This window comes from Treponema sp. OMZ 857, assembly GCF_024181085.1.
In the GTDB taxonomy this organism is placed as follows: Bacteria; Spirochaetota; Spirochaetia; order Treponematales; family Treponemataceae; genus Treponema.
In genome coordinates, this window is record NZ_CP051147.1 from 1426096 (window position 1) to 1448112 (window position 22017).

Annotated in this window: 18 protein-coding genes; 11 read left to right on the forward strand and 7 right to left on the reverse strand. The window is 44.7% G+C overall.

Annotation, left to right across the window (positions count from 1 at the left end):
• Entirely contained in the window at positions 1 to 3348 is a 3348-nt protein-coding gene (locus E4N66_RS06530) for an LPS-assembly protein LptD (protein WP_253727371.1), read from the forward strand.
• Between the two features lie 116 nt (positions 3349 to 3464).
• Here the strand turns inward: E4N66_RS06530 and E4N66_RS06535 are convergent, their stop codons facing one another.
• The 4 genes from E4N66_RS06535 to loaP all read right to left on the reverse strand — a co-directional run bounded on the left by E4N66_RS06535 (position 3465) and on the right by loaP (position 8042).
• On the reverse strand, positions 3465 to 4214 hold the full coding sequence (locus E4N66_RS06535; RefSeq protein WP_253727372.1) for an ABC transporter ATP-binding protein: 750 nt from the start codon (positions 4212 to 4214) through the stop codon (positions 3465 to 3467).
• A gap of 298 nt (positions 4215 to 4512) precedes the next feature.
• Entirely contained in the window at positions 4513 to 5955 is a 1443-nt protein-coding gene (locus tag E4N66_RS06540; protein ID WP_253727373.1) for a C69 family dipeptidase, read from the reverse strand.
• Positions 5956 to 6006: 51 nt separating this feature from the next.
• A complete protein-coding gene (locus E4N66_RS06545; protein WP_253727374.1) occupies positions 6007 to 7503 on the reverse strand; it encodes a polysaccharide biosynthesis protein in 1497 nt (498 codons plus the stop codon).
• Entirely contained in the window at positions 7500 to 8042 is a 543-nt protein-coding gene (gene loaP, locus E4N66_RS06550; protein ID WP_253727375.1) for an antiterminator LoaP, read from the reverse strand. Before loaP ends, E4N66_RS06545 begins: the two co-directional genes overlap by 4 nt.
• Before the next feature lie 351 nt (positions 8043 to 8393).
• On the opposite strand from loaP, the gene E4N66_RS06555 reads away from it, so the two are divergent.
• Both E4N66_RS06555 and E4N66_RS06560 read left to right on the forward strand, forming a co-directional pair.
• Positions 8394 to 10469: a methyl-accepting chemotaxis protein gene (locus tag E4N66_RS06555; RefSeq protein ID WP_044016336.1), complete on the forward strand. Its 2076-nt coding sequence runs from the start codon at positions 8394 to 8396 to the stop codon at positions 10467 to 10469.
• Positions 10470 to 10588: 119 nt separating this feature from the next.
• On the forward strand, positions 10589 to 11527 hold the full coding sequence (locus tag E4N66_RS06560; protein ID WP_253674664.1) for an AEC family transporter: 939 nt from the start codon (positions 10589 to 10591) through the stop codon (positions 11525 to 11527).
• Between the two features lie 11 nt (positions 11528 to 11538).
• Here E4N66_RS06560 and sdaAA read toward each other — a convergent pair whose 3' ends face one another.
• Both sdaAA and sdaAB read right to left on the reverse strand, forming a co-directional pair.
• The gene (sdaAA, locus tag E4N66_RS06565) at positions 11539 to 12468 is read right to left on the reverse strand and encodes an L-serine ammonia-lyase, iron-sulfur-dependent, subunit alpha (protein ID WP_253727376.1); all 930 of its coding nucleotides are present in this window, start codon (positions 12466 to 12468) and stop codon (positions 11539 to 11541) included.
• A gap of 12 nt (positions 12469 to 12480) precedes the next feature.
• Complete coding sequence (gene sdaAB / locus E4N66_RS06570; RefSeq protein ID WP_253727377.1) at positions 12481 to 13143, reverse strand: L-serine ammonia-lyase, iron-sulfur-dependent subunit beta; 663 nt, start codon at positions 13141 to 13143, stop codon at positions 12481 to 12483.
• A gap of 255 nt (positions 13144 to 13398) precedes the next feature.
• Here sdaAB and tpiA point away from each other — a divergent pair, with 255 nt between their 5' ends.
• From tpiA to E4N66_RS06605, 7 genes are all read left to right on the forward strand, one after another.
• A complete protein-coding gene (tpiA, locus tag E4N66_RS06575) occupies positions 13399 to 14148 on the forward strand; it encodes a triose-phosphate isomerase (protein WP_253727378.1) in 750 nt (249 codons plus the stop codon).
• Positions 14149 to 14466: 318 nt separating this feature from the next.
• Positions 14467 to 14826, forward strand: coding sequence for a hypothetical protein (locus E4N66_RS06580; RefSeq protein ID WP_044016346.1), 360 nt, complete (start codon positions 14467 to 14469; stop codon positions 14824 to 14826).
• A 155-nt stretch (positions 14827 to 14981) separates the two neighbouring features.
• A complete protein-coding gene (locus E4N66_RS06585) occupies positions 14982 to 15899 on the forward strand; it encodes a nucleotidyltransferase family protein (protein ID WP_253727379.1) in 918 nt (305 codons plus the stop codon).
• Between the two features lie 312 nt (positions 15900 to 16211).
• Complete coding sequence (locus E4N66_RS06590) at positions 16212 to 17288, forward strand: methionine ABC transporter ATP-binding protein (protein WP_253727380.1); 1077 nt, start codon at positions 16212 to 16214, stop codon at positions 17286 to 17288.
• Positions 17285 to 17992: a methionine ABC transporter permease gene (locus E4N66_RS06595; protein WP_253674648.1), complete on the forward strand. Its 708-nt coding sequence runs from the start codon at positions 17285 to 17287 to the stop codon at positions 17990 to 17992. Before E4N66_RS06590 ends, E4N66_RS06595 begins: the two co-directional genes overlap by 4 nt.
• 196 nt (positions 17993 to 18188) lie before the next feature.
• Positions 18189 to 19112, forward strand: a complete 924-nt coding sequence (locus E4N66_RS06600; RefSeq protein WP_253674646.1) for a MetQ/NlpA family ABC transporter substrate-binding protein — start codon at positions 18189 to 18191, stop codon at positions 19110 to 19112.
• 83 nt (positions 19113 to 19195) lie between these two features.
• Positions 19196 to 20389 carry a M20 metallopeptidase family protein gene (locus E4N66_RS06605; RefSeq protein ID WP_253727381.1) on the forward strand — a complete coding sequence of 398 codons (1194 nt, stop codon included), beginning with the start codon at positions 19196 to 19198 and terminating at the stop codon, positions 20387 to 20389.
• Positions 20390 to 20414: 25 nt separating this feature from the next.
• On the opposite strand, the gene E4N66_RS06610 is transcribed toward E4N66_RS06605, so the two are convergent.
• On the reverse strand, positions 20415 to 21026 hold the full coding sequence (locus E4N66_RS06610) for a hypothetical protein (protein WP_253727382.1): 612 nt from the start codon (positions 21024 to 21026) through the stop codon (positions 20415 to 20417).
• A gap of 82 nt (positions 21027 to 21108) precedes the next feature.
• Between E4N66_RS06610 and E4N66_RS06615 the strand changes: the two genes are divergently transcribed.
• A complete protein-coding gene (locus E4N66_RS06615; protein ID WP_253727383.1) occupies positions 21109 to 21840 on the forward strand; it encodes a hypothetical protein in 732 nt (243 codons plus the stop codon).
• The last annotated feature ends 177 nt before the right edge of the window (positions 21841 to 22017 follow it).

Below are 22017 nucleotides of genomic sequence, written 5' to 3' on the forward strand. Positions count from 1 at the left end.
ATGAAAAAGCCGCTTGTTTCCGTTTTTTGCCTTTTTTTATTCATTCTCGCTTCTCCCTCTGCGCAGACCACGAAAGAACCGAAGGTTATTACCATCAATTCCGTGCGCATAATGGAGGTGTTTAAAAAAGAGAATAAGGCGCAGTATCGCACCAATCCTGATAAAAGTGAAACGGTAGGGGAGTCTTCTGCGGCAATAAAGGCTGATGCCGGTCAGCAGTCCGCTGCCGACATACTTCCTGTTACGGAAAGTACGGAATCTCCGGCAGAACAAACCGGCGGCACGGAAAATACATCCGGCGCTCAGGTTCCGGTAACAACCGAAGAGGCTCAAAAAGCTATTGAAGGGAAAAAAGATGACATTATTGTCTTTACCGGCGGCGTTTCGGTTTCGGTAAAAGAAGGCTCATCCGTTTCTACAATTGAGTCCGATAAGTTGGTGTACAACCGTTCGGAAAATACGATCGAGGCGGAAGGAAATGTCCGGTACAGCAGGAAGACGGGCGGTTCCGAAGGGGCGGAAGAGTTCACCGGTGAATTGCTGCTCTTCAATATCGATGAGATGGAAGGTATATTCCTCGACGGTACGATTAAACAGGCTCCGCGGAAACAGGGGCAAAATCCTTTTACGATTCAATCGGCAACGGTCGGCCGCGATTCAAGTGGTACAACAGGATTTAAAGATGCCGCACTAAGTACCAACCCCGATCCGGACGAAGAACCGTTGTGGTCTATCCGTGCAAGCCGGATTTGGCTGTTGCCGGGTAACGAGCTTGCGTTTGCAAACGGTTATTTCTCCATTGGAATTGTACCGATATTATATCTGCCGTTTTTTTATCATCCTGCCGATGAAATGGTGGTTCATCCGGTGTTCGGCTTCCGCAGTCGTGAGGGCTATTTTCTTCAAACAACGACATATCTTCTCGGTCGTAAACCGCTTGATACCGATTCAAAAAAATCCGGTTCTTTCTCCAATTTCATGAAAAGTGATAGGCTTAAAAAGCAAGAACGAATCGGTTTGTTTTTTAAGAACCTTGATGAAGATGCGACTGATATAAGCCCTGCCTATATCAAACTCATTGCCGACACCTATTCACAGCTGGGTGGTTTAGTCGGCATAGACGGAAAGATCATCCCTAAAAATACGCCGATTAGCCAACTTGATTTTTCACTTTTTTTCGGAATGTCTCGGACACTCTTTCCGCTGAATAGAATCGGTATTGACGGTATTACACATACTACCTATTATACGAATGGAAAACGGTACTACAATAAAAGCTTTTTTTTAGGAATGCCGCTTCCGTTTCGATACAGGGCGCATATCAATTTCGGTATTTCGCAGGCGCCGTTTCAACTTTCGATAAATGTCCCCTTTGTATCCGACCCTTATTTTAAGAAAGACTTTTTTGATCGATCGGAGGACATGAATTGGTTTAATTATCTTTTGAACAAAGATAAGTTGGCAAAAGGCGCTGATATAGGAATGGAAAGTTCCTATTCGTGGAAGCTTAACGGTTCTATCCGTCCGTCATTTAAGAAAATCAGCCCATGGATTTCTTCATTTAATCTGGATACCGCATCACTGACCGTTAACTTTTCTTCAAAAGAAACAAACCCGCCGGCAACCGGTGAAGAAGCCTATGCACCTCAGCGGGTTTTCTTTTATCCGTCGCTTTTTAAGCCGGAGGGGAAAATCTCAATTGCAGGAACACTATTATCAAATACACTGTTTAATGAAAAACCGGCAAAAAAGATCCCCGATGTTGAAGGTATCGACCATCCGTTTATAACGAAGGATAAAACATCATCGGATACAGGAAAAACCGAAAACACCGATAAAAAGGAATACTTTGATGCCTTTGTTCCGGTGTTTAAGCCGGTATACGGCAAAGAATTCGATCATAGTATTACATATTCACTCACATATTCGGGAGATTTTTCCGCATTACAAGAGACAACCTTTGCTTCTTCACAGTGGAATAAACCCGAAGATATACGTTGGCAGGATTATGAATCGCGCTATTATCAGCTGAAGGGGAGTGCCGGTTTAAAAGGTACGCTATCCTATTCGCAAAATCTTATTACTCTCTCGAGTAACCTTATTATTTCAGGAAATTATCAGCGGCACCCCTGGACACGGGATGTAAGTAAAAAGCCGATTTTAGAGCTCAACAACTTTAAAGCGAATGTGTATACGCTGAAAAACGAAAACTCAGTAACGGTCAATCCTTTTGTGTATAACGATCTATTTAAACCTATATCCTTTAGCTGGAGTATCACGGAAATTTTAGCAAAAAATACGTTTACCGGTTCGTATAGTAATCCTAAATGGGAAACACAGGGGGTAAAGTGGAATAAAGATTTTATCACTGCCCATACGGGATCTGCGGTATTCGGTGTTATACTTGCGGAAAAGTATACGCAAAAAATTACTTTTTCTATGAATCTGCCGCCGCTTTTGCAAGCCTATAGTACTTCACTCAACGTATCATTTCCGTATGGAACATTGACAGCCTCGACAAAGTTGTTCGAAAAAGAGAATGTGGCAGATAAATGGGCGTGGGAACCATTTAAGGCAGATGTAACATGGACGCTTCCCTATGATATACGGACTGCCCAAACCTATATCTATAATATCCAAGAGAAGAGCAATGAGCGGCTGCATATCACTTTTGGGTGGAAATATATTTCAGCCTTTTATACCCAAAGTCGCGAAATACCGCAAAAACTTGACCCGTCGTTAAAGACATGGGTTCTGGACGGTACGGAAAAACGATTTATTCCCTTTGCTTTGGGCTTTTCGTTTTCCAATACTTCCAATCCCTTTACTATTTATGCATGGAAAAACCGTATCAAAATACAGCTTGGATTGTCGTCAACCTTACAGTTTAATTTAGTCCGCATTACGGATAGCTATTTTACGTTTGCACCTAAGATTATTTTTAATATCCATGAATTTTGGGATTTTTCTTTCGGTTCATCAAGCAGGAATGATGTCATTGCACGATATTTTCAAAAAGCACTCAATTTGCCGATTGTTATTCCCGGCAATACCAATGTACTGACCGATTTGGTTGAGTCATTTTATTTTTGGGATACATCAAAACGGGAAGCATCAGGGTTTAAACTCCAATCGCTGGATATAGGCCTTACCCATTATCTTAAAGATTGGACATTAAAATTCAATTGTGAAATTAAACCTCAGTTAAAGAATGTAGGCGCCCGTAAATATTATGAATTTAGTCCGACAATCACTTTTGCGGTCGAGTGGAAACCTATCGGCGATATTAAAGTTGAAGCAAAAAAGAAAGACGGAAAATTCTCCGTTGAGCGTGGCGAACTACAATAGCGCATCTCTAAGGGCAGTATTGTGAAATACACCGTCACAATAGCGCCATCAGTATAGCATTTTGAAATTCGGCAGGTATCCGAAAAAACGCTCCGGATTTTCAGATACCTACTGTTTTACGAAGAAGCAGGGGTTGAAGCGCCGCTTTCCGTCATCATAAGGAACAGATGTTCAAGTGAATCGTTTGTGCCGCGCTGTGCTTGCAGTTCAGGCAGCGACCCGCAAAACAGCATCTGCCCCTTGTTGATAATCGCGAGTTTATCGCATACTTTTTCGGCAATTTCCATGATATGCGTGGAAAAAAACACCGTCTTTCCCGAATCGGCATAGCTCCGCATTAGGGTTTTCAGGCGGAACGCGGATTGAGGGTCAAGCCCGACGATGGGTTCATCCAAAATCCACAATTCCGGCTGATGGATAAGGCTTGCCGCAATGAGCAGTTTTTGCTTCATGCCGTGCGAAAAACTCCCGATACGCGTGTTCAGTACCGTATCGATTTCAAAAAGCGCGGTATACTCCGCAATCCGCTTCTGCCGCTCTTCGGTTGAAACACCGTACACGTCTGCGACAAAGTTGAGGTATTCAAGCGCCTTAAACTGCACAAACACTTCGGGATTGTCCGTTACATAGCCGATTTTCCGCTTTGCTTCCAGCGGATACTTCAGTATATCGGTACCGCCGATGAGAATATCCCCCGAATTGGGCGCAATGACACCGGTGATCATTTTGATGGTCGTCGTTTTCCCTGCTCCGTTCGGCCCTAAAAAGCCGAAAATCTCCCCGCTTTTCGCCTCAAAAGAGAGATTATCAACCGCCTTTTCCCTTGACCGTCCATACGTCTTTGAAACATTCCGTATCGTAAGCATATTTTTACCTTCCATTTGTGCAAAATTTTAGATAAAATTTTGCACAATTTTTCTCAGGAAAAGGGCAAACGCATCAGAGAAATAGACAAAATTGCAGAATAAATAGGCTGTGAGACCATTTGAGCCGCAGTCAGAACTGCCAAGGATGGCAGAGGTGATAAACAGAAACCGGTTTTTGAAAAAACCGGCAGCCAAGGAATTGACACGGATGGCAATTCCTTGGCGTTATTCTGGTCGAATAGCCTGTTTATTCTGCAGGGCTGTTAAAAAAACAGTCTGATGCGTTTGCCCTGAGTTTTTACAGGTTCTTATCCATTTTGAAGCTCAGCTTTGAGTAGTTAAACGATTCCAGCATCAGCTGCGCGATCAGGTCTTTGGTCTTTTTAATGACGTAAGCGGCGGTCTTTTCGTTTTCTGCAGTGAGGAATTCGGTCAGCTGTTCTCCGGTTAGGGCTTTGCCTGCTTCGGTAACCTCGTGAACTCGTTTGAACCCGTAGGTTTGCATCTCGTTCAGATAGGTTGTATTTGCGTCGCGGAACGCCGGATAGCGGCTTTCGGTGAGGAAGCCGAGGATTTTAAACAGCCAATAGGCATTTTCGAGCGAAACGGTCGCCGTCTTTTTTTTGTAGATTTTCGGCGTGTCGTTGATGTTGGTAAAAAACGGCACATAGGGGGTAAAGGCGGTGGTGCCGAATGCGAGCCACTGAATAGCGGCCATGCCTTTCGGTACGCCGAAACGCCGCAGCTGGAGAATATGGGATTCCGCCGTGCGGGAAAGGGAGATGCCTCTGAATTGTGTTTTTTCGTAGTCGGTTCCCGCCTTGCCGAGCGGATCATAGACGGTTTCGTTGTAATGCGAACTCAAGATATACTGCACATCTTCTACCGAAATCAGCCTACTCGCCTTTCGTATAAACGGGATATCGTTGGATACGGGGCTTTGCTCTATTTCGGGGTTTAAGTATTTTTGTGCAAACCATGCGCGCGGCGTGTTGTACACACGGTCTTTCTCGGTTGAAGTGCCGAAAATATGCCGGAAGTTAAAACCTTCGCGGTCGGGATTGAGCTTATGCGTATTGACAAATGCCTGAATGCCGTCCGCCCACATAAAATCACGCTCGTTTGAAAAATCGATGGTTTCGATACAGACCTGATTAGGTGCGACGGCATAGCAGTCGTCGGGGATGCGCTGCGCGACCCAGTAATGTCCGCACGGGATTTCCATATACCATGCTTCATCCGCATCGGCAAAAAGGATACCATTGCCTTCCGCCGAACCGTACTGTGCGATGAGCTTACCTAAAAAGGCAACCCCTTCCCGCGCGGAATTGATAAACGGTGCTACGATGTTGTGGATAGCATCTTCTCCGATACCGTCCGGTACGAGCGGATCGAACGCAAGCACGCGCGGATTGCCGTATACGCTTTCGGTGGAGCTGACGGCGACATTCTTTTCGTTGATGCCCGCTTCTCCGTATTCGCCTTCATCGCCCTTTAACAGCTGAAAGGCCTGAGGCGTAGAAGTGCAGCGCAGCGCCTTATCCGGCAGCGCAACGGTAACGCCGGTATTTTTGGATGTATAGGTACGGTTTTTTACCTCGCTTGCGGGCATCACGGTAAACAGTTTAACCGAAATCGCTTCGTGAAAGTCCTCGTTGCGGGCAATCATCACCGAACCGTCAACTGAGGCCTTTTTACCCACCAGCACGGTGGTACAAGATTGATGATGTGTGTTGTTCATATAATGTAATCTCCTATAAAACCTTTTAGATTTAATGTGCGAGAAGTGCTTTTACCGCGCATCCCTAAGCGACTGACATGCATCGCAGAGGATACGCGTCAGGTATTCTTTATTCCGATAGAGCTCCGGATCCCCCGAAGGACAGCATACGGGATGTAGTGCGGTAAGCAGTTTGCCGAGGGTACCGCGGTCATATTCCTCACGGTTTTGGAGGCAGAGAATTTTTGGATACTCGGTCGGCTCGGTGTACTCCGTTTCAGAAGTTAGCGGCTCTTCCAACCGTTCTCCCGGACGTACCCCGATGATTTCTATCGGTATGTCTTTTTCCGGTTCGTAGCCCATGTACCGTATCAGCTGACGGGCGGTTTCCAGAATATTGACCGGTTCGCCCATATCCAGTAGGTATGACTGCCCGTTGATGCCCACTCCGCCAGTCTGCAATACGAGTGAACAGGCTTCCGGTATGGTCATAAAAAAGCGCATCATATCGGGGGAGGTTACCGTTACGGGACCTCCTTTTTTTACCTGTTCGACAAAGAGCGGAAAAATTGAGCCGCGCGAGCCGAGCACGTTTCCGAACCGGACAAACATATAGGCATAGTCAGCGCTGCCGTATTTTTCTTTGACCCGCGCGGCGGCATCAAGCACCATCTTTTCGTTGAGCATCTTCGAAACCCCGTAAATCGATACGGGATTAACCGCCTTATCCGTCGAGATAAGCACAAAGCGTTTTACGCCGTTTTCGATACAGGCGTCGAGCAAGTTCTTGGTGCCGAACACGTTGTTTTCGATGACGGCGACGGGGTTCGCTTCCATTAGCGGTACGTGTTTGTAAGCCGCCGTATGAAAGACCGCATCGCAGCGGAGCTTCCCGATAATATACCGCATATACTCGCGGTCTTTCAGCTCACCCACGATAGGCACAATCGTTGCCTTATCGCCGACCCCTTCTTCCTGTAAGAGGTGCAGTTCTTTATCGATCTGGTAGATTGAGTTTTCCCCATGCCCGAATAGATAAAGCCGCTCGGCGCCGCCTGAAAGGAGCTGCCGTGCCAGTTCGCTGCCGATGGAGCCGCCTGCGCCGGTAATCAGTACCCGCTTTCCGCGCAGATAGGTGAGGCTATTTTTTAAGCTGATTTTTATCGGTGTGCGCCCGAGCAAGTCTTGCGGGTTTATCTCCCGTGCTTGTACGAGGTGCGCATTACCATCCACAATCTGCGAAATACCGGGCAGTAATTTGATGATAGTAAATCCCGCCTCTTTTACAATCGCATAGATTTCGCGTAATCGCTCTGCCTTTATGCTTGGAATGGCAATCAACAGTTCGTCCCGCGCTTCCACTCTGATAAGGCGGGCAACATCTTGAATCGGCCCGAGTACCGGTATTCCTTCAATCTTGCTGCCGATTTTCTGCGGGTCGTCGTCAAGGAATGCCGCAACACGGCCGAATACGCCTTTCCGTTTTATTTCGTGGGCAATCATGGTGCCCGCAAGCCCCGCCCCGATAATATACACGGTCGGCTGCACTTTATTACTTTGAGCTGTCATCTCTCCCCTCCACCTAAACCGGCAGCTGCCGGCTCTATCACATCAAAAGCCAAATCGATGGGAAAGCTGTCGGTGTACATATCGAGCAGTACCTTAGCCCGCTGCTTTCTTCTATCAACTTTGATAATTTTTCCTTCAAGTCCTTTCAGCGCCCCTTCTACAACACATATCCGTGCATTCGCGTCGAAGTATACTTTAGACGGAACAGTAACTTCTCCGAACGAAAGAAAATGACGCAAAAGCGCGAGGTCATTATCGGCAAGCGGCAGTGGATTTTGATTATTCGGCAAAAAATGATAAAAATTCGGTGTCTTACGGAGCTGCCAGCAAAGCGGAAGCGATAAGTCAGCGATTTCTAAAAAAATATAGCCGGGAAATACCGGGGCATCAACTTTGTGCCGTATACCTTTCTTTTTAACATACAGTATGCGGCGCGGAAAATAGGCTTCTATTTCATGTTTTTCTTCATTTAATTTCCGTATTGTTTTTAACAGCTCCGGTTCCTTACCTGTTTTTACCTGCACTGCATAATAATCCATAGGGCATTAACTATAGCATAAAAGAAAAAAAAGCTCCACCGACCGAGTCAGGGTAAACACACCAGGGTTATATAATGCACGCCCGCAGAATTATCGGTTGTTCAACCAGAGTTTCGCCGCGTTGCGTCTCAAATGGTCTCCCAACCGATAATTCTGCGGAATTTAGTCTATTTGCCTAATGTGTTTACCCTTCTTCTAACATAAACTGCATGAAATTTTGGATAAAATTTCATGCAAGAGGAAAGTAACCACATCAGATACTAATGATGCAATGACTATCTAGCTATAAAAACGAAAATACGGTACACTCATTCCATCGTCAAATTTTTCTTACTATGCTGGAGAGACTCTATGAAAATACGGACATCAGTTAACCTGTTTTTGGTAACGACGCTTATTATCGCTGTTTGCGGAGCCCTCGCTTTTAGCGTTATGCAAGCAAGGTCATATATGGAAAGTAATTTCTATAAGACCGTACCGTTTATGTTGGATGCTTCATGTTCTGAATTACAGGCAAACCTTGCAGTGGGCTTAGCACGTTCGCAAGACTTAGCGGAAGAACCGTACTTGCTGGATTGGTTTAACAGTTATGAAAAAGATAACGAAAATGGCGCTAAAGTTACCGAAAGACTGATTGATGTTAGTCAAGATGAACAGTTTTCTGCCGGTTTTGCCGCTTCGAATTTAACCGGTAATTACTATGTTGTTGATAGTAATAAACAGGTAAAAAAAGATATACTTACCGAAGCCGATGATTCATGGTTTTTTACCATGATGAAAAGTCCGCAGACGTTATTTTATAGTGTCGATTATAATAAAACGCTCAATAAAACGAATTTTTGGTTTAACGTAAAAGTATTTAATACGGCAGGGGAAGCTATCGGATTTGCCGGTATGGCAGTCGATTTACAAAAAACCGTTGCTAAAATAAATAAATCGCTACCTAGTCCGCAATCATGGGTCGGCATTATTGATAATACCGATACATTATCGCTTTGCTCAAATGCCGACTTTACAAATAAAAAACTGAATAAGGTGATCGGTATTCTTTCAAACTTAACCGGCTACAGTAATCTTCAATACTATGACGATGCTTCGCTCGGCAGAGTGGTTGTTGTAAAAAAACAGCTTGCCAATTTGCCTTATTATACTATCATGGCAGTTCCTGTAAAGGATTTTGCACCGCCGATTTTCGCGATTATGAGCTATTCTCTTTTATGGACGGCCGTACTGGTAATAGTTATGATCGCAGTCAATCAGTTTATGCTCCGCTATTTATTCGGACGATTTATTAAACTCCATGCTATTTTCGATAAAGTTGCAGAAGGTGATTTTACCGTTCAGGCAGCAGTACATTCCGACGAGCTCGGTGCCATCGCGTTATCCATGAATAATGCAATAGAAAAAATCCGTGCTTCTTTTTTGGTTATCACTAATACGGCAAAAAATATGCAAGCGGTTAGCCAGACATTGTCTACAAGAATGGTGAATTCTGCTGCAGCACTTAATGAGATAACAGGGAATATTGAAAGTGTAAAAGACAGCGTCATGGTTCAGCATACGGAAGTTACTGAAACTGCTGCAAAGATAGATTCTATTGCTCAAACGATGTCAAGCCTTGATTTTCATATCGATAATCAAGCTAAAAGTATTTCCGGTTCATCTCTTACAATCGAAGAAATTATAAAAAATATCCGGACTTTACAAGAACGGGCTGAAAAAAATCTTCAATCGATTAAAACCCTTGAAAAAACAACTCATACCGGTAAAGAGACCGTTGCGATGGTTGTTGAGGTAACAAAGGTAGTAACGGAGCAATCCGAGAGTCTTCTCGATGCTATTACGGTTATTCAAAATACGGCAAGCCAAACAAACCTTCTCGCGATGAATGCTGCAATTGAGGCAGCCCATGCGGGGGAAGCGGGAAAAGGGTTTGCAGTCGTCGCCGATGAGATACGGAAATTGGCTGAGGAATCGGGTGCTCAAGGTACAAGTATTACTAAGGTTTTGGAAGAACTTAAACATAAGATCGAAAGTCTTAATGGTGCAGGACCGCTGGTAGCGGAGCAATTTGAAAAAATCAGTGCTATGATGGACTTTATCTATCGACAGGAAGACGGCATGATCCGTACCATGAAGGAACAAATGCAGGGCGGTGAAGACGTCTTGAATGTTATTAGTGAAGTGAATGCCATAACATCGAAGGTTAAAGCCGATTCAAATAACATACTTTCCGAAGCTACCGATATTTCAGCCGGTATCAAAAAACTTGCCAACCTGTCTGAGATTATTACACAAAGCATGGCTGAAATGGCGTCCGGAATAGCGGAAGTCAACAATGCAATGCAGGAAGTAAATACTATCGCGATGAATAATCAGAAAAATGCGGCCAACGTTACCGGAGAAATTGGAAAGTTCAAGGTATAAGCAGTATGGGAACCTCTAAAAGACTCAGCTTTTTAGAGGTTTTGTTGAGATTTTTTTGCCCGTTTATCTAAAACGGGTATTCTCAGACAATTTCCAACCGGTAGCGTAAGGAGCATAACATGGGAAGTTTCTTTATAGCATTTAATGCAGTTATGCCGGTCGTTCTCTTAGTTGTTTTCGGCTATTTTCTCAAACAACAAGGGTATTTCAGCAAGACAACGATTGCCCAATTAAATAAGCTCTGCTTTGACTTACTTTTACCGATCGTAACCTTTAATAATATTAGAAAGACAAATTTAAATGAAGTTTTCGATTTGCGCTTCGTTCTGTATGCTGCAGGAAGTATTTTAGTCGCTATCTTCCTGCTTATTATCATTGTTCCCTTATTTGAGAAAGATAAAAAAAAGCAAGGCGTTATGATTCAGGGGACATTCAGAAGTAATTTTGTGATGCTTGGGATTCCCCTTTCTTCTTATATTGCAGGAGAAAACAGCGCGATCTTGGCATCGATGCTTATTATGGTTGTTGTTCCCATCTTTAATGCTGCAGCCGTTGTTATATTTTCAATCTATGGTGGATGCGCCGTCAACAAAAAGAAGCTGATACGAGATGTATTAAAAAATCACATGGTCATTGCCTCTCTTTTAGGAATTATGATGTCCTTGCTGCATCCTCCTATTCCCCATTTTTTCAATAAATCGTTGACGGATATCGGCAAAGTAGGCAGTGTATTTCCCATTATCGTACTGGGTGCAATGCTCGATTTTTCAAAAGTTTCGGCAAATTTTAAAAATCTGATGATTACCGTTGCGGGCAAGCTCATCGGTATGCCATTAATCTTTATTACGCTGGCTGTTTATCTTGGATTTCGAGCCAATGAGATTGTAGCGCTTATCGCGCTTTACGGTTCGCCTACGGCTGTCATTTCAGCGGTTATGGCTGAACAACTTGGCTGTGATCATGAACTCGCTGCTCAAGTCGTTATTTTCTCAACGGTACTGTCGTGTATCACTATTTTTGGGATAGTCTTTGTACTGAGCTTTTTGAAGGTGATATAGGCTTCCCCTCATCAGTTACCGCATGAGCCGCAGGTATTGCACGGACTGCCGGTAAGCGGTGAGCGCGTACCGAAGACCTGCCGTTCAAAGGCTTGTCCCGTCGGTGTTATTGCTAAACCTCCTTGGGCCGTTTCACGAAGCGATGCCGGAAGTCCGTCGCCGACCCGTTTGAGGGACTCGATGGTTTCATCCACGGGAATTGCGCTTTTGATACCTGCAAGTGCCAGTTCCGCAGCGGTAAAGGCAAGTGTAACGCCGGAAGCATTCCGTTTAATACAAGGAATTTCTACCAAGCCGGCAACGGGATCGCATACCAATCCCAAAATACACTTGAGGGTTATCGCCACGGCATGAGCCGCCATCTCCGGTGTGCCGCCTAAGAGTTCCACAATGCACGCTGCTGCCATCGCGGAAGCAGTGCCGCATTCAGCTTGGCATCCGCCTGAAGCGCCCGCAATCGACGCCTTGTTTGCAACAACCATACCGACAGCTCCTGCAGTAAACAGCGACAACACTACTTCTTTCTGCGGAATACCGTGTACTTTTAGCAAGGCGCCCAATGCGCCGGGAAGAATGCCGCAGGAACCGGCTGTGGGCGTTGCAACAATTTTTCCCATCGCGGCATTTATTTCGGATACCGCCATTGCCATCTGAATAGCGTTTGACATAAGATCCCCGCAAAGGTGTTTACCTTCCGCAATCGTCTGTTTTAATCGGTATGCATCTCCACCGGTTAATCCGCTGGTCGATTTAACCCCCGGTTTGCTGCCGTTTTCGATTGCTTCCAGCATGGCTGTCAAGTTTTCTTCCATCCGCCTAATCAACGCTTCTTCCGGCTGTTCAAGCTGTGCTGATTGATCTTCTAATACAATCTCTCTGATACGTTTATGCTGCGCTTCCGCTGTTTTATATAATTCGTTGATTGATTCATAACTAAGCATAGAGGACTCCGTTTAAAATGGTCTAACAAAAATCACCTTGGTAACACCGGGTATTTTTTCGATAGCGGCTTGCAAATCTTCTCCAAGGGAGCGTCCGTCAATCTGTAATGTCATGATTGCCGTTCCACCCTTTTTGTCCCGTGCAAGATTGAATTTGTAGACATTGAGTTTATACTGTGCCATCAGTGCAGTTACGGCGGCGATCATTCCCGGTATGTCATTGTGTACGACGATAATCGTTGGGGATTGACCGGTGATTTTTACCTCTCTGCCGTCTATGTGGGTAATAACAATGTTGCCGCCGCCGATGGATGCTCCCTGCACACACACGGTTTTGCCGCTTGCATCGGTTAAGGTGATTTCCGCTGTATTCGGATGAGCGTCGGGAATGACCGTCGGCTCAAAAGTAATAGAAAGACCGGTTTCTTTGGCAATTTGTAAGCTCTTTTTGATACGCTCATCATCGGTCTGCATACCCATAATTCCGGCTGCCAGTGCCCTGTCGGTTCCGTGCCCTTTGTATGTCTGCGCAAAAGAGCCGTGCAGTCTGATATATGCCTTTACCGCTGGGGCGCCGAGCAGCAGCCTGCTCATTAAGCCGATTCGTACCGCCCCGGCCGTATGAGAACTGGAAGGGCCGATCATGATGGGGCCGATTATATCAAATACATTCATCGCATCATCCTTCTTTTGTTTATTAAACCTGTTCGGAAACTTCCGTTTCGGGACAGGTTTATTATAACCGAGAATATATAATAAAAAAAGTCCTGATTCCGTTTGCGTTGCATATGATAGAACGGCGGAACAGGCAGAACGATACCCTTTAATAAGCTGTAAAGGTGCGGTATAATGAAATATCTAGAAGTTTTTATAGGAGATATGATAAAAAGCATCGCCTAAAATTGCGTCGATGCTTTTGTAGGAGAAGGTATGCGTAGATATTTTATTGCAGGTAACTGGAAAATGCACAAAACAAAGGGAGAAGCCGTAGATTTGGCAAAAGGTGTGGTAGAGGCTGTCAAAGGCGGAAAGCACAAATACATGATTGCTCCTTCCTTTACCGCCCTTGATGCCGTTTCTCAGGTAGTAAAAGGGACGAATGTTTTGCTTGGTGCGCAGAATATGAGTACCGATGAGCAAGGCGCTCATACCGGAGAAGTGTCCGTATTACAGCTCAAGGATCTCGGTGTACAGGTTGTTATTCTCGGCCATTCGGAACGACGCCATATTTACGGGGAGACCGATACGATGATCAACAAAAAGGTGCGGCTTGCATTGCAGCACGGGCTTGAAGTTATCCTTTGCGTCGGCGAATTGCTCGAAGAACGCGAGGTAGGTCATGCAGAGACTGTCTGCGCAACTCAAACCGAAAAAGGTTTGGAAGGTGTCACCGCCCAAGAACTTGCACGGGTAACCATTGCGTATGAACCCGTATGGGCAATCGGTACCGGAAAAACGGCAACCCCGGAGGATGCCGATGCGATTCATGCACATATCAGATCCGTCATTGCGAAGCTATACGGAAAGGCTGCTGCCGATGCAATGGTCATTCAGTATGGCGGTTCGATGAAAGCTGAAAATGCCAAGGCCTTACTTGCAAAAGAAAATATCGACGGAGGTTTAATCGGCGGTGCCGCACTTAAAGCAGACACCTTTGCTCCGATCGCTCTATGTGAATAACGCGGAACAAGGCAACCGTACCGCTACTATTTTCAAACGGTTGCTTTCTTTTTCATTCGAAATTTTGTTAAAAATTTCGAATGGTTTATTTTAGAAGAAGGGCAACCGCATCAGGTAGGATAGATAAAAATAGCGGAAAAATTGAGACTATGAGACCATTTGAACCGCGAAGAGGTTCAACTCTGGTCGAATAGTCTCAATTTTTCCGCGGGCTTGTTAAAAAAATGCCTGATGCGGTTGCCCTGAACAGTTGATATTGCAAAGAACGATTTTTCCGTATATACTAAACTTGTTTATTACTTTATAGGAGGATCTATAATGAACAAGAAAATACTTGCGCTGTGCGCATTTATGTTGCTCGCTGTTGTCCTGTCTGCGCAGACCATACAGCCTAAAAAGCAAAAAATAAAGGTTGAAGGGCGTGCAAATGCCAACCTTTATATGACCGAAATTTATAAGACCGACAACTGGGCGGAATACTATTGCGTATATGAAGAAGATAAGAACACTTTTGACGAAAATGAAGCTGAAAAGGTCATGTATGAATTCTTTTCAAATTACAAACGGGATAAAGGTTTTTCTTCCGTCGAAGTTGAAGATTTGAAAGGCGCTACCACCGGTAAGACAGTAACAACGATGGAAAAACGTGTTATTTTCCGTCACGTAAACAAGCGGTAAACAGACAAAAACCTCTAAAACTGTGAGGTTTTAGAGGTCGCCTTTAGCCTTATGTGCATTTGGAGTGCTTTTATAGTGTGATTAATGAACTTTTGAAACGCTGATTGATCCTGCAATGGGTTAATCGGCGTTTTCTTTTACGGAGGTACAATAGAATGAAACCTACATTATTGGTTTTAGCAGGAGGAATGGGAAGCCGTTACGGCGGCGTTAAGCAAATAGATGCGGTGGGAATGCATAATGAAACATTGCTGGATTATGCAGTCTACGATGCCATGCATAACGGTTTTGGAAAAGTAGTATTTGTTATTCGAAAAGATATTGAAACAGATTTCCGCGCCCGTTTATTTGACCGGATTGCGCGTAATTGTGATGCAGAATACCTGTTTCAATCCATTGATTCACTGATTGACCCTAAAGAACTCCCGCAAACGGTAAACCGCAAAAAGCCGTGGGGTACCATTCACGCCGTACTGTGTGCGGAGAATTCCGTTAAAACGCCCTTTGCCATTATCAATGCAGACGACTATTACGGACGCAAGGCATACAAAACGATGGCCGAACATTTGTCGACATTGGATACTCATTCTCCCAATCATGCGATGGTCGGTTATATTCTGGAAAATACGATGAGCGAATCCGGTTCCGTATCTCGGGGAGTATGCAACGTTGAGAACGGAATGCTGGTTTCCATGAAGGAACATACCAAGATTTCTTACGGTGAAGAAAACGGTAAACGGGTAATACTTTCTCAGCTTGAAAATGGAGTAATACATCTGACCGGCAAAGAAACCGTTTCTATGAATCTCTTCGGCTTTAGTCTGAAAGCATTTGAAGGTTTCCATGCATTCTTTGAAGAGTTTATTAAAAAGAATATTGCAAGCGAAAAAGCCGAATGCCTCTTGCCGGAAGGAGCGAGTATGCTGGTTACGAAGGGGCTCGGAACAATTAAATGTTATACCACCGATGAACGCTGGTTCGGTATGACCTATCCCGAAGATCGCGAAATCGTGAAAAAAGAAATAGCGCAAAAAATTACAGAAAACTATTATCCCGAATTCTTGTGGAAATAAAATAAGTTTAAATATTGATCGTATTTAAACCGATTTTCTTAACGCTTTTGTAAGTTATTGTTTTATAATAACTTACAAAAGCGTTTTTTTTATTTCATGTTGATGTGTTATGTTATTTTTCTTACAACCGGAGATATCGGAAACGATTTTTCTACGGATTTGTATATAAAAATATGTGCAGATGTTCAGCTTTCGGTATGCCGATATTGCTGCAGTAACTCAAGCTCTCTCCAATAAATATTACCACCATAAGTAACTTGCTGTTGACAGTATTAAATAAACGAGCTATGGTAGACACCTACGGCGGTGTATATGGTAGAGTTGAAAAATCTTAATAAAACATATTATCTTGCGAACCACACGGTTGAAGCAATTAAAGATGTATCGCTTACTGTAAATGACGGTGAGGTCTTCGGTGTTATCGGTTATTCCGGAGCCGGAAAGTCCTCCCTGGTGCGGTGTATCAACTTGCTCGAAGTGCCGGACAGCGGAACGATTACGGTAAACGGTACTGCCGTTACATGGGAAGAAAACGGAGCCTTTAAGCGTCTTTCAAACCATGATATGAAACAGGTACGGAAAAAGATAGGTATGATTTTTCAGCATTTTAATTTGCTGGATCGGTCTACCGTTTTTGATAATATTGCATATCCGCTCAAGTATTCAGGATTGTCTAAGGAACGGATACGAGATCGGGTACATGAGTTACTCGAACTGGTCGATCTTACCGATAAAATACGGGCATACCCGGCTCAACTGTCGGGCGGACAGAAACAGCGGGTTGCTATTGCTCGTGCCCTTGCCAATAATCCGAGTTTACTGCTTTCGGATGAGGCCACGAGCGCCCTCGATCCTGAAGCGACCGAATCGATTTTAAGCCTGCTAAAAACGCTGAATAAAAGGCTGAATCTTACCATTATCCTTATTACCCATGAAATGGCGGTGATTAAATCTATTTGTCATAAAGTTGCCGTGATGGAAAAAGGAAGGGTTGTTGAACAGGGTGATGTATATTCCATTTTTGCAGCGCCTGAGCAAGATATCACGCGAAAATTCATTGCTTCTCAGTCATCCCTTTCTAAAATCGGAGCCATTGCATCTTCCGCTCACCGCCTGATCGACACCGGTGCCGGCAGCCGCTTGGTTAGATTGCAGTTTGAAAAAGATGTTGTCGGAGATGCGCTGATCTCTGAAGTGTCTCGAAAATACAATGTAAATCTCAGTATTGTACTTGCGAATGTTGACCTTATTCAGGGTGTACCGCTTGGAGGCATCGTTGCGGTTATACAGGGCGACACATCAAATGTCGATAACGCACTTACCTATTTTCGCAGTAAAAATGTCAAAATATTTGAATATGCAAAGACTGATATATCGGAGGAAGTGTGATCGTGGAATTTCTTGAGCAGTGGTGTCCCAACCTTTATGCCTATTGGTATCGTTTCTTAGATAATTGCCTCGCAACCTTCCAGATGTTTCTTATTTCCGGAAGTATTTCATTCGTATTCGGAATGTTTTTCGGCGTCTTGCTTGTCGTGTTTAAGAAGGACGGCATAAGAGAAAATAAAATCCTCTATACCGTTATCAGTATCATTATCAACGTATTCAGATCTATTCCATTTATTGTGTTGCTCGTATTTTTGATTCCCTTTACCCGAGCGGTTGTGGGTACGGCAATCGGTGTAAAAGGAGCTGTTATTCCGTTGATTTTCGGAACCGTACCGTTCTTTTCGCGTCAGGTTGAAAGCGCCCTTGAAAATGTGAATCCGGGAAAAGTTGAAGCTGCCCGCAGTATGGGAAGCGGTACGGCCGGTTTGATTTTTCGAGTGTATCTGCATGAGTCGGTTCCTGAGCTAATCCGTGCGGCAACGATTACGGCTATTTCGCTCGTAGGTTTGACCACAATGGCAGGAGCTGTCGGCGCAGGCGGACTGGGAGACTTTGCCATCAACTATGGTCAGGGCTTAAACCACGCCGACATTATCTACGCCTGTATCATCGTATTACTGCTTTTTATCTGTTTTTTACAGTTTACCGGCTCTTTTTTCGCCAAAAAGACGACAAATAGGGGATTGTTTAAAAAGACGTACTGATAATAGACCTGTTCCATAGCTACGCTTCCGAACAGGTTTAATCTGTGACAACAAGGAAGCAGGGGATAGTACGAACTGCACCCCTGAATGAAGAAGGTTATTAAAGGCTCTTTGGCTTTTAGAATATTGGGTATCTTCTCAAAATTTAGAATATGGATTTTTAGAGGCTCCCTATCACTTTTATAGGAGGATTTTTATGAAAAATGCGAAAAGACTCATAGGTATACTTTTTGTCGGTATCATGCTTGCGGGCGGACTTTTTGCCCAAAAGGCGGGCGTAACAACCGTCAAGGTTGGTGTGTGCGGATCTTCAAATGATCAGTGGAAGGCGGTTCAGTACCTGCTCGATCAGGAAAAGACCAATATCAAGATTCAGCTGGTAGAATTCAGCGCTTATAATCTGCCGAATGAGGCGCTCAATTCAGGCGATATTCATCTTAATGCGTTTCAGCATAAGGCCTATCTTAACAATGAGATTGCAAAAAACGGTTATAAGCTCACTGCAATCGGTGATACGCTTATTGCGCCGCTGACCCTGTATTCTAAGAAGTATAAAAGCCTCGATGAGGTAAAAAAGGCTGCGGGTACTAATGGAACCAAAAACGTTAAACGCAAGGCTTTGCAATTTGCTATTCCGAACGACGGCACCAATATGAGCCGCGGAATAAAGCTGCTGGAATCCGCAGGGCTGATTGAAGTGAATCCTGCAGCAGGGTATACGCCTGAGCTGAAAGACATTACCAAGTATGTGTATAATGTTGAAGTAGTTCCGCAGGCTGCCAATACGTTGCCGCAAACGCTCAACGACTATGCCGGAGCGACCATCAACGGAACCTATTCCATTCCGGCAGGTTTAATTCCTTCACGGGATGGGTTGATAATCGAAAAGCAATCCGAATCCGGCGGTAATCCGTATGTCAATGTTATTGTAGCCCGTACAAATGATAAAAATAATGCCGTTTATGCAAAAATCGTGCAGCTGTATCAATCTCAAACACTGGCAGAATATGTCCTTGCCAAGTATAAAGAATCTTTTTTCCCGTCATTTGCTTATAACAAGGTGAATGCGGACACCGCTGCAGCGACGATGAAAAAAGTTGATGCTGCGGTGCGGTGGTAACCGGCTGCTCAATGCCTAAGGTAGCTGTTTAAGACTCACCGTGAGTTTTAAACAGCTGCAATGCGTTATGGGAGAAAGATAATATGAACAAGACTGAACAGGAGTGCATCTCGGCACATATCCGCGAGGATCATCCGTACATCGTTGCATTACGGCGCTATTTCCATCAGCATCCGGAAATTGCAAAAGAAGAGTTCCATACTGCCGAACGGATTGAAGCTGAACTCGATAAGATCGGTCTTGCTCATAAGCGGGTCGGAGAAACGGGGGTGTATGCGGAAATTCAAGGGAAGCAGCCCGGCAAGACAATCGTGCTCCGTGCCGATATTGATGCGCTCCCTATTCAGGAAATGCATACCTGCGAATACACGTCAATGATTCCGGGACGTATGCACGCTTGCGGGCACGATGCGCATACCGCATCGCTTATCGGAGCGGCACGGGTTCTTAATGCGCACCGAGATCTATTTGTCGGAACCGTTCGTCTGACCTTTCAAGCAGGTGAGGAGATCGGATACGGTGCACGGGTCTTTGTCGATAGCGGCTATCTTGACGGTGCCGACCGTACGTTCGGTATCCATGTCGCTTCGGATGTGCCGGTCGGTTCCGTGGTTGTGATGCCCGGGCCGAATAATGCGAGTGTTGATTGGTTTAAGATAACGGTACACGGCGCCCCCGCACACGTATCAACCCCGCAACTCGGCGTGGATGCCGTCTACATTGCAAGCCAGATTGTTACGGCACTTCAAGCCCTCGTTACCCGCTGTACCTCACCGATGGATAACGTACTTATCGGGGTAGGAAAGATAACTGCGGGTGATGCCTATAACATTGTAGCGCAAAAGGCGGAATTGGAAGGAACCATTCGGGTATTGACGCCGGAGATACGGAAACAAATGAAAGAGCGGCTTGAAGCGCTTGCGTCACATAGCGCAGCCTCTTTCGGCGGAACCGTTACGGTCGAGTGGAAGGATTTTACCTCTCCGCTTATCAATGATCCTACGGCTGCCCGCGAGGTACAAGCTGCCGCGATTGCTGCTTTCGGGCACGAAAAGGTGATTACGCAACGGAAACCCAGCCTCGGCGGAGATGACTTTGCCGAATATATCCTTAAAGTTCCCGGTGTGTATGCATATATCGGCAGCGGAAATGCCGCCAAAAAAGAAACGGTCGCCGCTCTTCATGATTCTATGTTCGATATCGACGAAGATTGCTTAACGGCAGCGGTAACCTTATATGTGTCCTATACGTTAGACTACCTGAACGGAACCGTGTGAAGTAAATAAAACATACTTCAAAGCGCTACTGTCGAAGCATCATTTGTTCCCGCTCGATTTGTTCCATCTCTGCCGCATATACGCTATTCAGCTCGCGGTATTCATCGGCAAGGGAACCGCTGATGAGCCGCAATAAAGTCATGCGGTGCGGTACTTGTTCATACAAAAAACTATTAAATTCTTCCAGCTTGCTGTCCGTATCGATGGAGGCAAGATTTTCGCAACCGGTAAGAAAGGTGTGCGTCATATACAGGATGCGGGCAACGGGATCGGCAAATTGATAGCATTTACGTCGGTTTTTCCCCGCAGCTGTTTTTAGTGCATCTTCGGCCTCCACCATTTCACGGAAAAGTTTTACCGCTTTAGTATTTCCTGCCCGTTTAATGATTTCGCGCATTTCTTTTGCTTGTTCTTCTGCCGGCAGCGGTTTAATACCGCCGGATTCCGTTTTTTCTGTCAACAATGAGCTTGCAGGTTTTTGCGGTGCAATATAGTTTGAAAGTTTGACAAAAGGGATTGTAAAGGAATCGGCAAGCGACCGAAGTTGTTTGATCTCCTTTTTTGATAATACAAAGGTAAAAATAACACCGATTATCATAACGGCAAAAGCAAGATGTACCGGATTGAATTGCAGCATAAATCCTCCGTGTCTTTTGTACCGCAGTTCCGTTGACTCGTCAATAGAAACCTGCTACGCTGATCGAGGGGATGTATATAAAATGAAACAAAATAAAACAAATACCCGTGCGCGGGGCGGGGTTACGGTTATCTGTTTTCTAGTAATGCTTATCGGACAGTTCTATCTGTTACGTAATGTAATTCATACAGATTCTTTTTCTTTTATTATGATGCCTTGGAGCGCCGAACTTTTTTTTGCATTGGTTTTGATTGCAGCGATTATCTATTTGTTTATTCAGCCAATGGGATGGTACACCAAAAGACGGCTTGCTGCGGCGTTTATACTCCTTATTGCATATAGTGCGCTTACTATTTTCTACTATGAGGCGTTTAAAACCGCTTATCTTACCGGTGCTTCTTTTGAATATGCGAGCAGTGCAGGCGGACTTGTCGGACTTAAATTAGTACTTGCAGTTATCGGTGTGACGGCAGGCATCCCCGTTGCGCAATCCATAGATGGCAGAGAATATGCAAAACGCCTCCGCGAAAAGGTGGAAAAAAATAATGCTCAACTGACAAAAGAAACCGCGAGCGGTGCCCAACAAGATTTAAGCCGTACAATCAATAAATTAAGAGAGACACTGTCCCCGGAGGAATTAGCCGCTTTCTTACAGGAATTAAAGAGTGCCAATATCGAAACCGTCTGCAATTCCGCTACTCCCGTTGATATTTCTTCTGCCCCAGCGGATTCCGATGCTACTTCTTCGTACTCCGCATCGGAAGCGCAAACACCGCTTGCAGAAAAATGGCGCGGATGGGGCGGAGGAGTGTAAACGGATGGAAAAATGCAAGACTATGCATCCTTAGCTTATAGGCTACATCTTGTCAAGTATATACAGACTCAAAAACAGTCTTTATTTGTGCCTCTGGATGTTTATGTTGCACTTCCGCTCTTCATGGCGAAAATGATATGTCGAGAAATATTAAAATCAGCGGGAAAGAGTTTGAAG

What these genes read in the sequence shown, in the direction of transcription:
- E4N66_RS06615 (WP_253727383.1), top strand. Translation starts at nt 21,109, where the DNA reads ATGAAACAAAATAAAACAAATACCCGTGCGCGGGGCGGGGTTACGGTT.
- E4N66_RS06545 (WP_253727374.1), bottom strand. Translation starts at nt 7,503, where the DNA reads ATGACAGCTCAAAGTAATAAAGTGCAGCCGACCGTGTATATTATCGGG.
- E4N66_RS06605 (WP_253727381.1), top strand. Translation starts at nt 19,196, where the DNA reads ATGAACAAGACTGAACAGGAGTGCATCTCGGCACATATCCGCGAGGAT.
- E4N66_RS06585 (WP_253727379.1), top strand. Translation starts at nt 14,982, where the DNA reads ATGAAACCTACATTATTGGTTTTAGCAGGAGGAATGGGAAGCCGTTAC.
- sdaAB (WP_253727377.1), bottom strand. Translation starts at nt 13,143, where the DNA reads ATGAATGTATTTGATATAATCGGCCCCATCATGATCGGCCCTTCCAGT.
- E4N66_RS06555 (WP_044016336.1), top strand. Translation starts at nt 8,394, where the DNA reads ATGAAAATACGGACATCAGTTAACCTGTTTTTGGTAACGACGCTTATT.
- E4N66_RS06530 (WP_253727371.1), top strand. Translation starts at nt 1, where the DNA reads ATGAAAAAGCCGCTTGTTTCCGTTTTTTGCCTTTTTTTATTCATTCTC.
- E4N66_RS06590 (WP_253727380.1), top strand. Translation starts at nt 16,212, where the DNA reads ATGGTAGAGTTGAAAAATCTTAATAAAACATATTATCTTGCGAACCAC.
- E4N66_RS06600 (WP_253674646.1), top strand. Translation starts at nt 18,189, where the DNA reads ATGAAAAATGCGAAAAGACTCATAGGTATACTTTTTGTCGGTATCATG.
- E4N66_RS06560 (WP_253674664.1), top strand. Translation starts at nt 10,589, where the DNA reads ATGGGAAGTTTCTTTATAGCATTTAATGCAGTTATGCCGGTCGTTCTC.
- E4N66_RS06610 (WP_253727382.1), bottom strand. Translation starts at nt 21,026, where the DNA reads ATGCTGCAATTCAATCCGGTACATCTTGCTTTTGCCGTTATGATAATC.
- sdaAA (WP_253727376.1), bottom strand. Translation starts at nt 12,468, where the DNA reads ATGCTTAGTTATGAATCAATCAACGAATTATATAAAACAGCGGAAGCG.
- E4N66_RS06580 (WP_044016346.1), top strand. Translation starts at nt 14,467, where the DNA reads ATGAACAAGAAAATACTTGCGCTGTGCGCATTTATGTTGCTCGCTGTT.
- E4N66_RS06535 (WP_253727372.1), bottom strand. Translation starts at nt 4,214, where the DNA reads ATGCTTACGATACGGAATGTTTCAAAGACGTATGGACGGTCAAGGGAA.
- loaP (WP_253727375.1), bottom strand. Translation starts at nt 8,042, where the DNA reads ATGGATTATTATGCAGTGCAGGTAAAAACAGGTAAGGAACCGGAGCTG.
- E4N66_RS06540 (WP_253727373.1), bottom strand. Translation starts at nt 5,955, where the DNA reads ATGAACAACACACATCATCAATCTTGTACCACCGTGCTGGTGGGTAAA.
- tpiA (WP_253727378.1), top strand. Translation starts at nt 13,399, where the DNA reads ATGCGTAGATATTTTATTGCAGGTAACTGGAAAATGCACAAAACAAAG.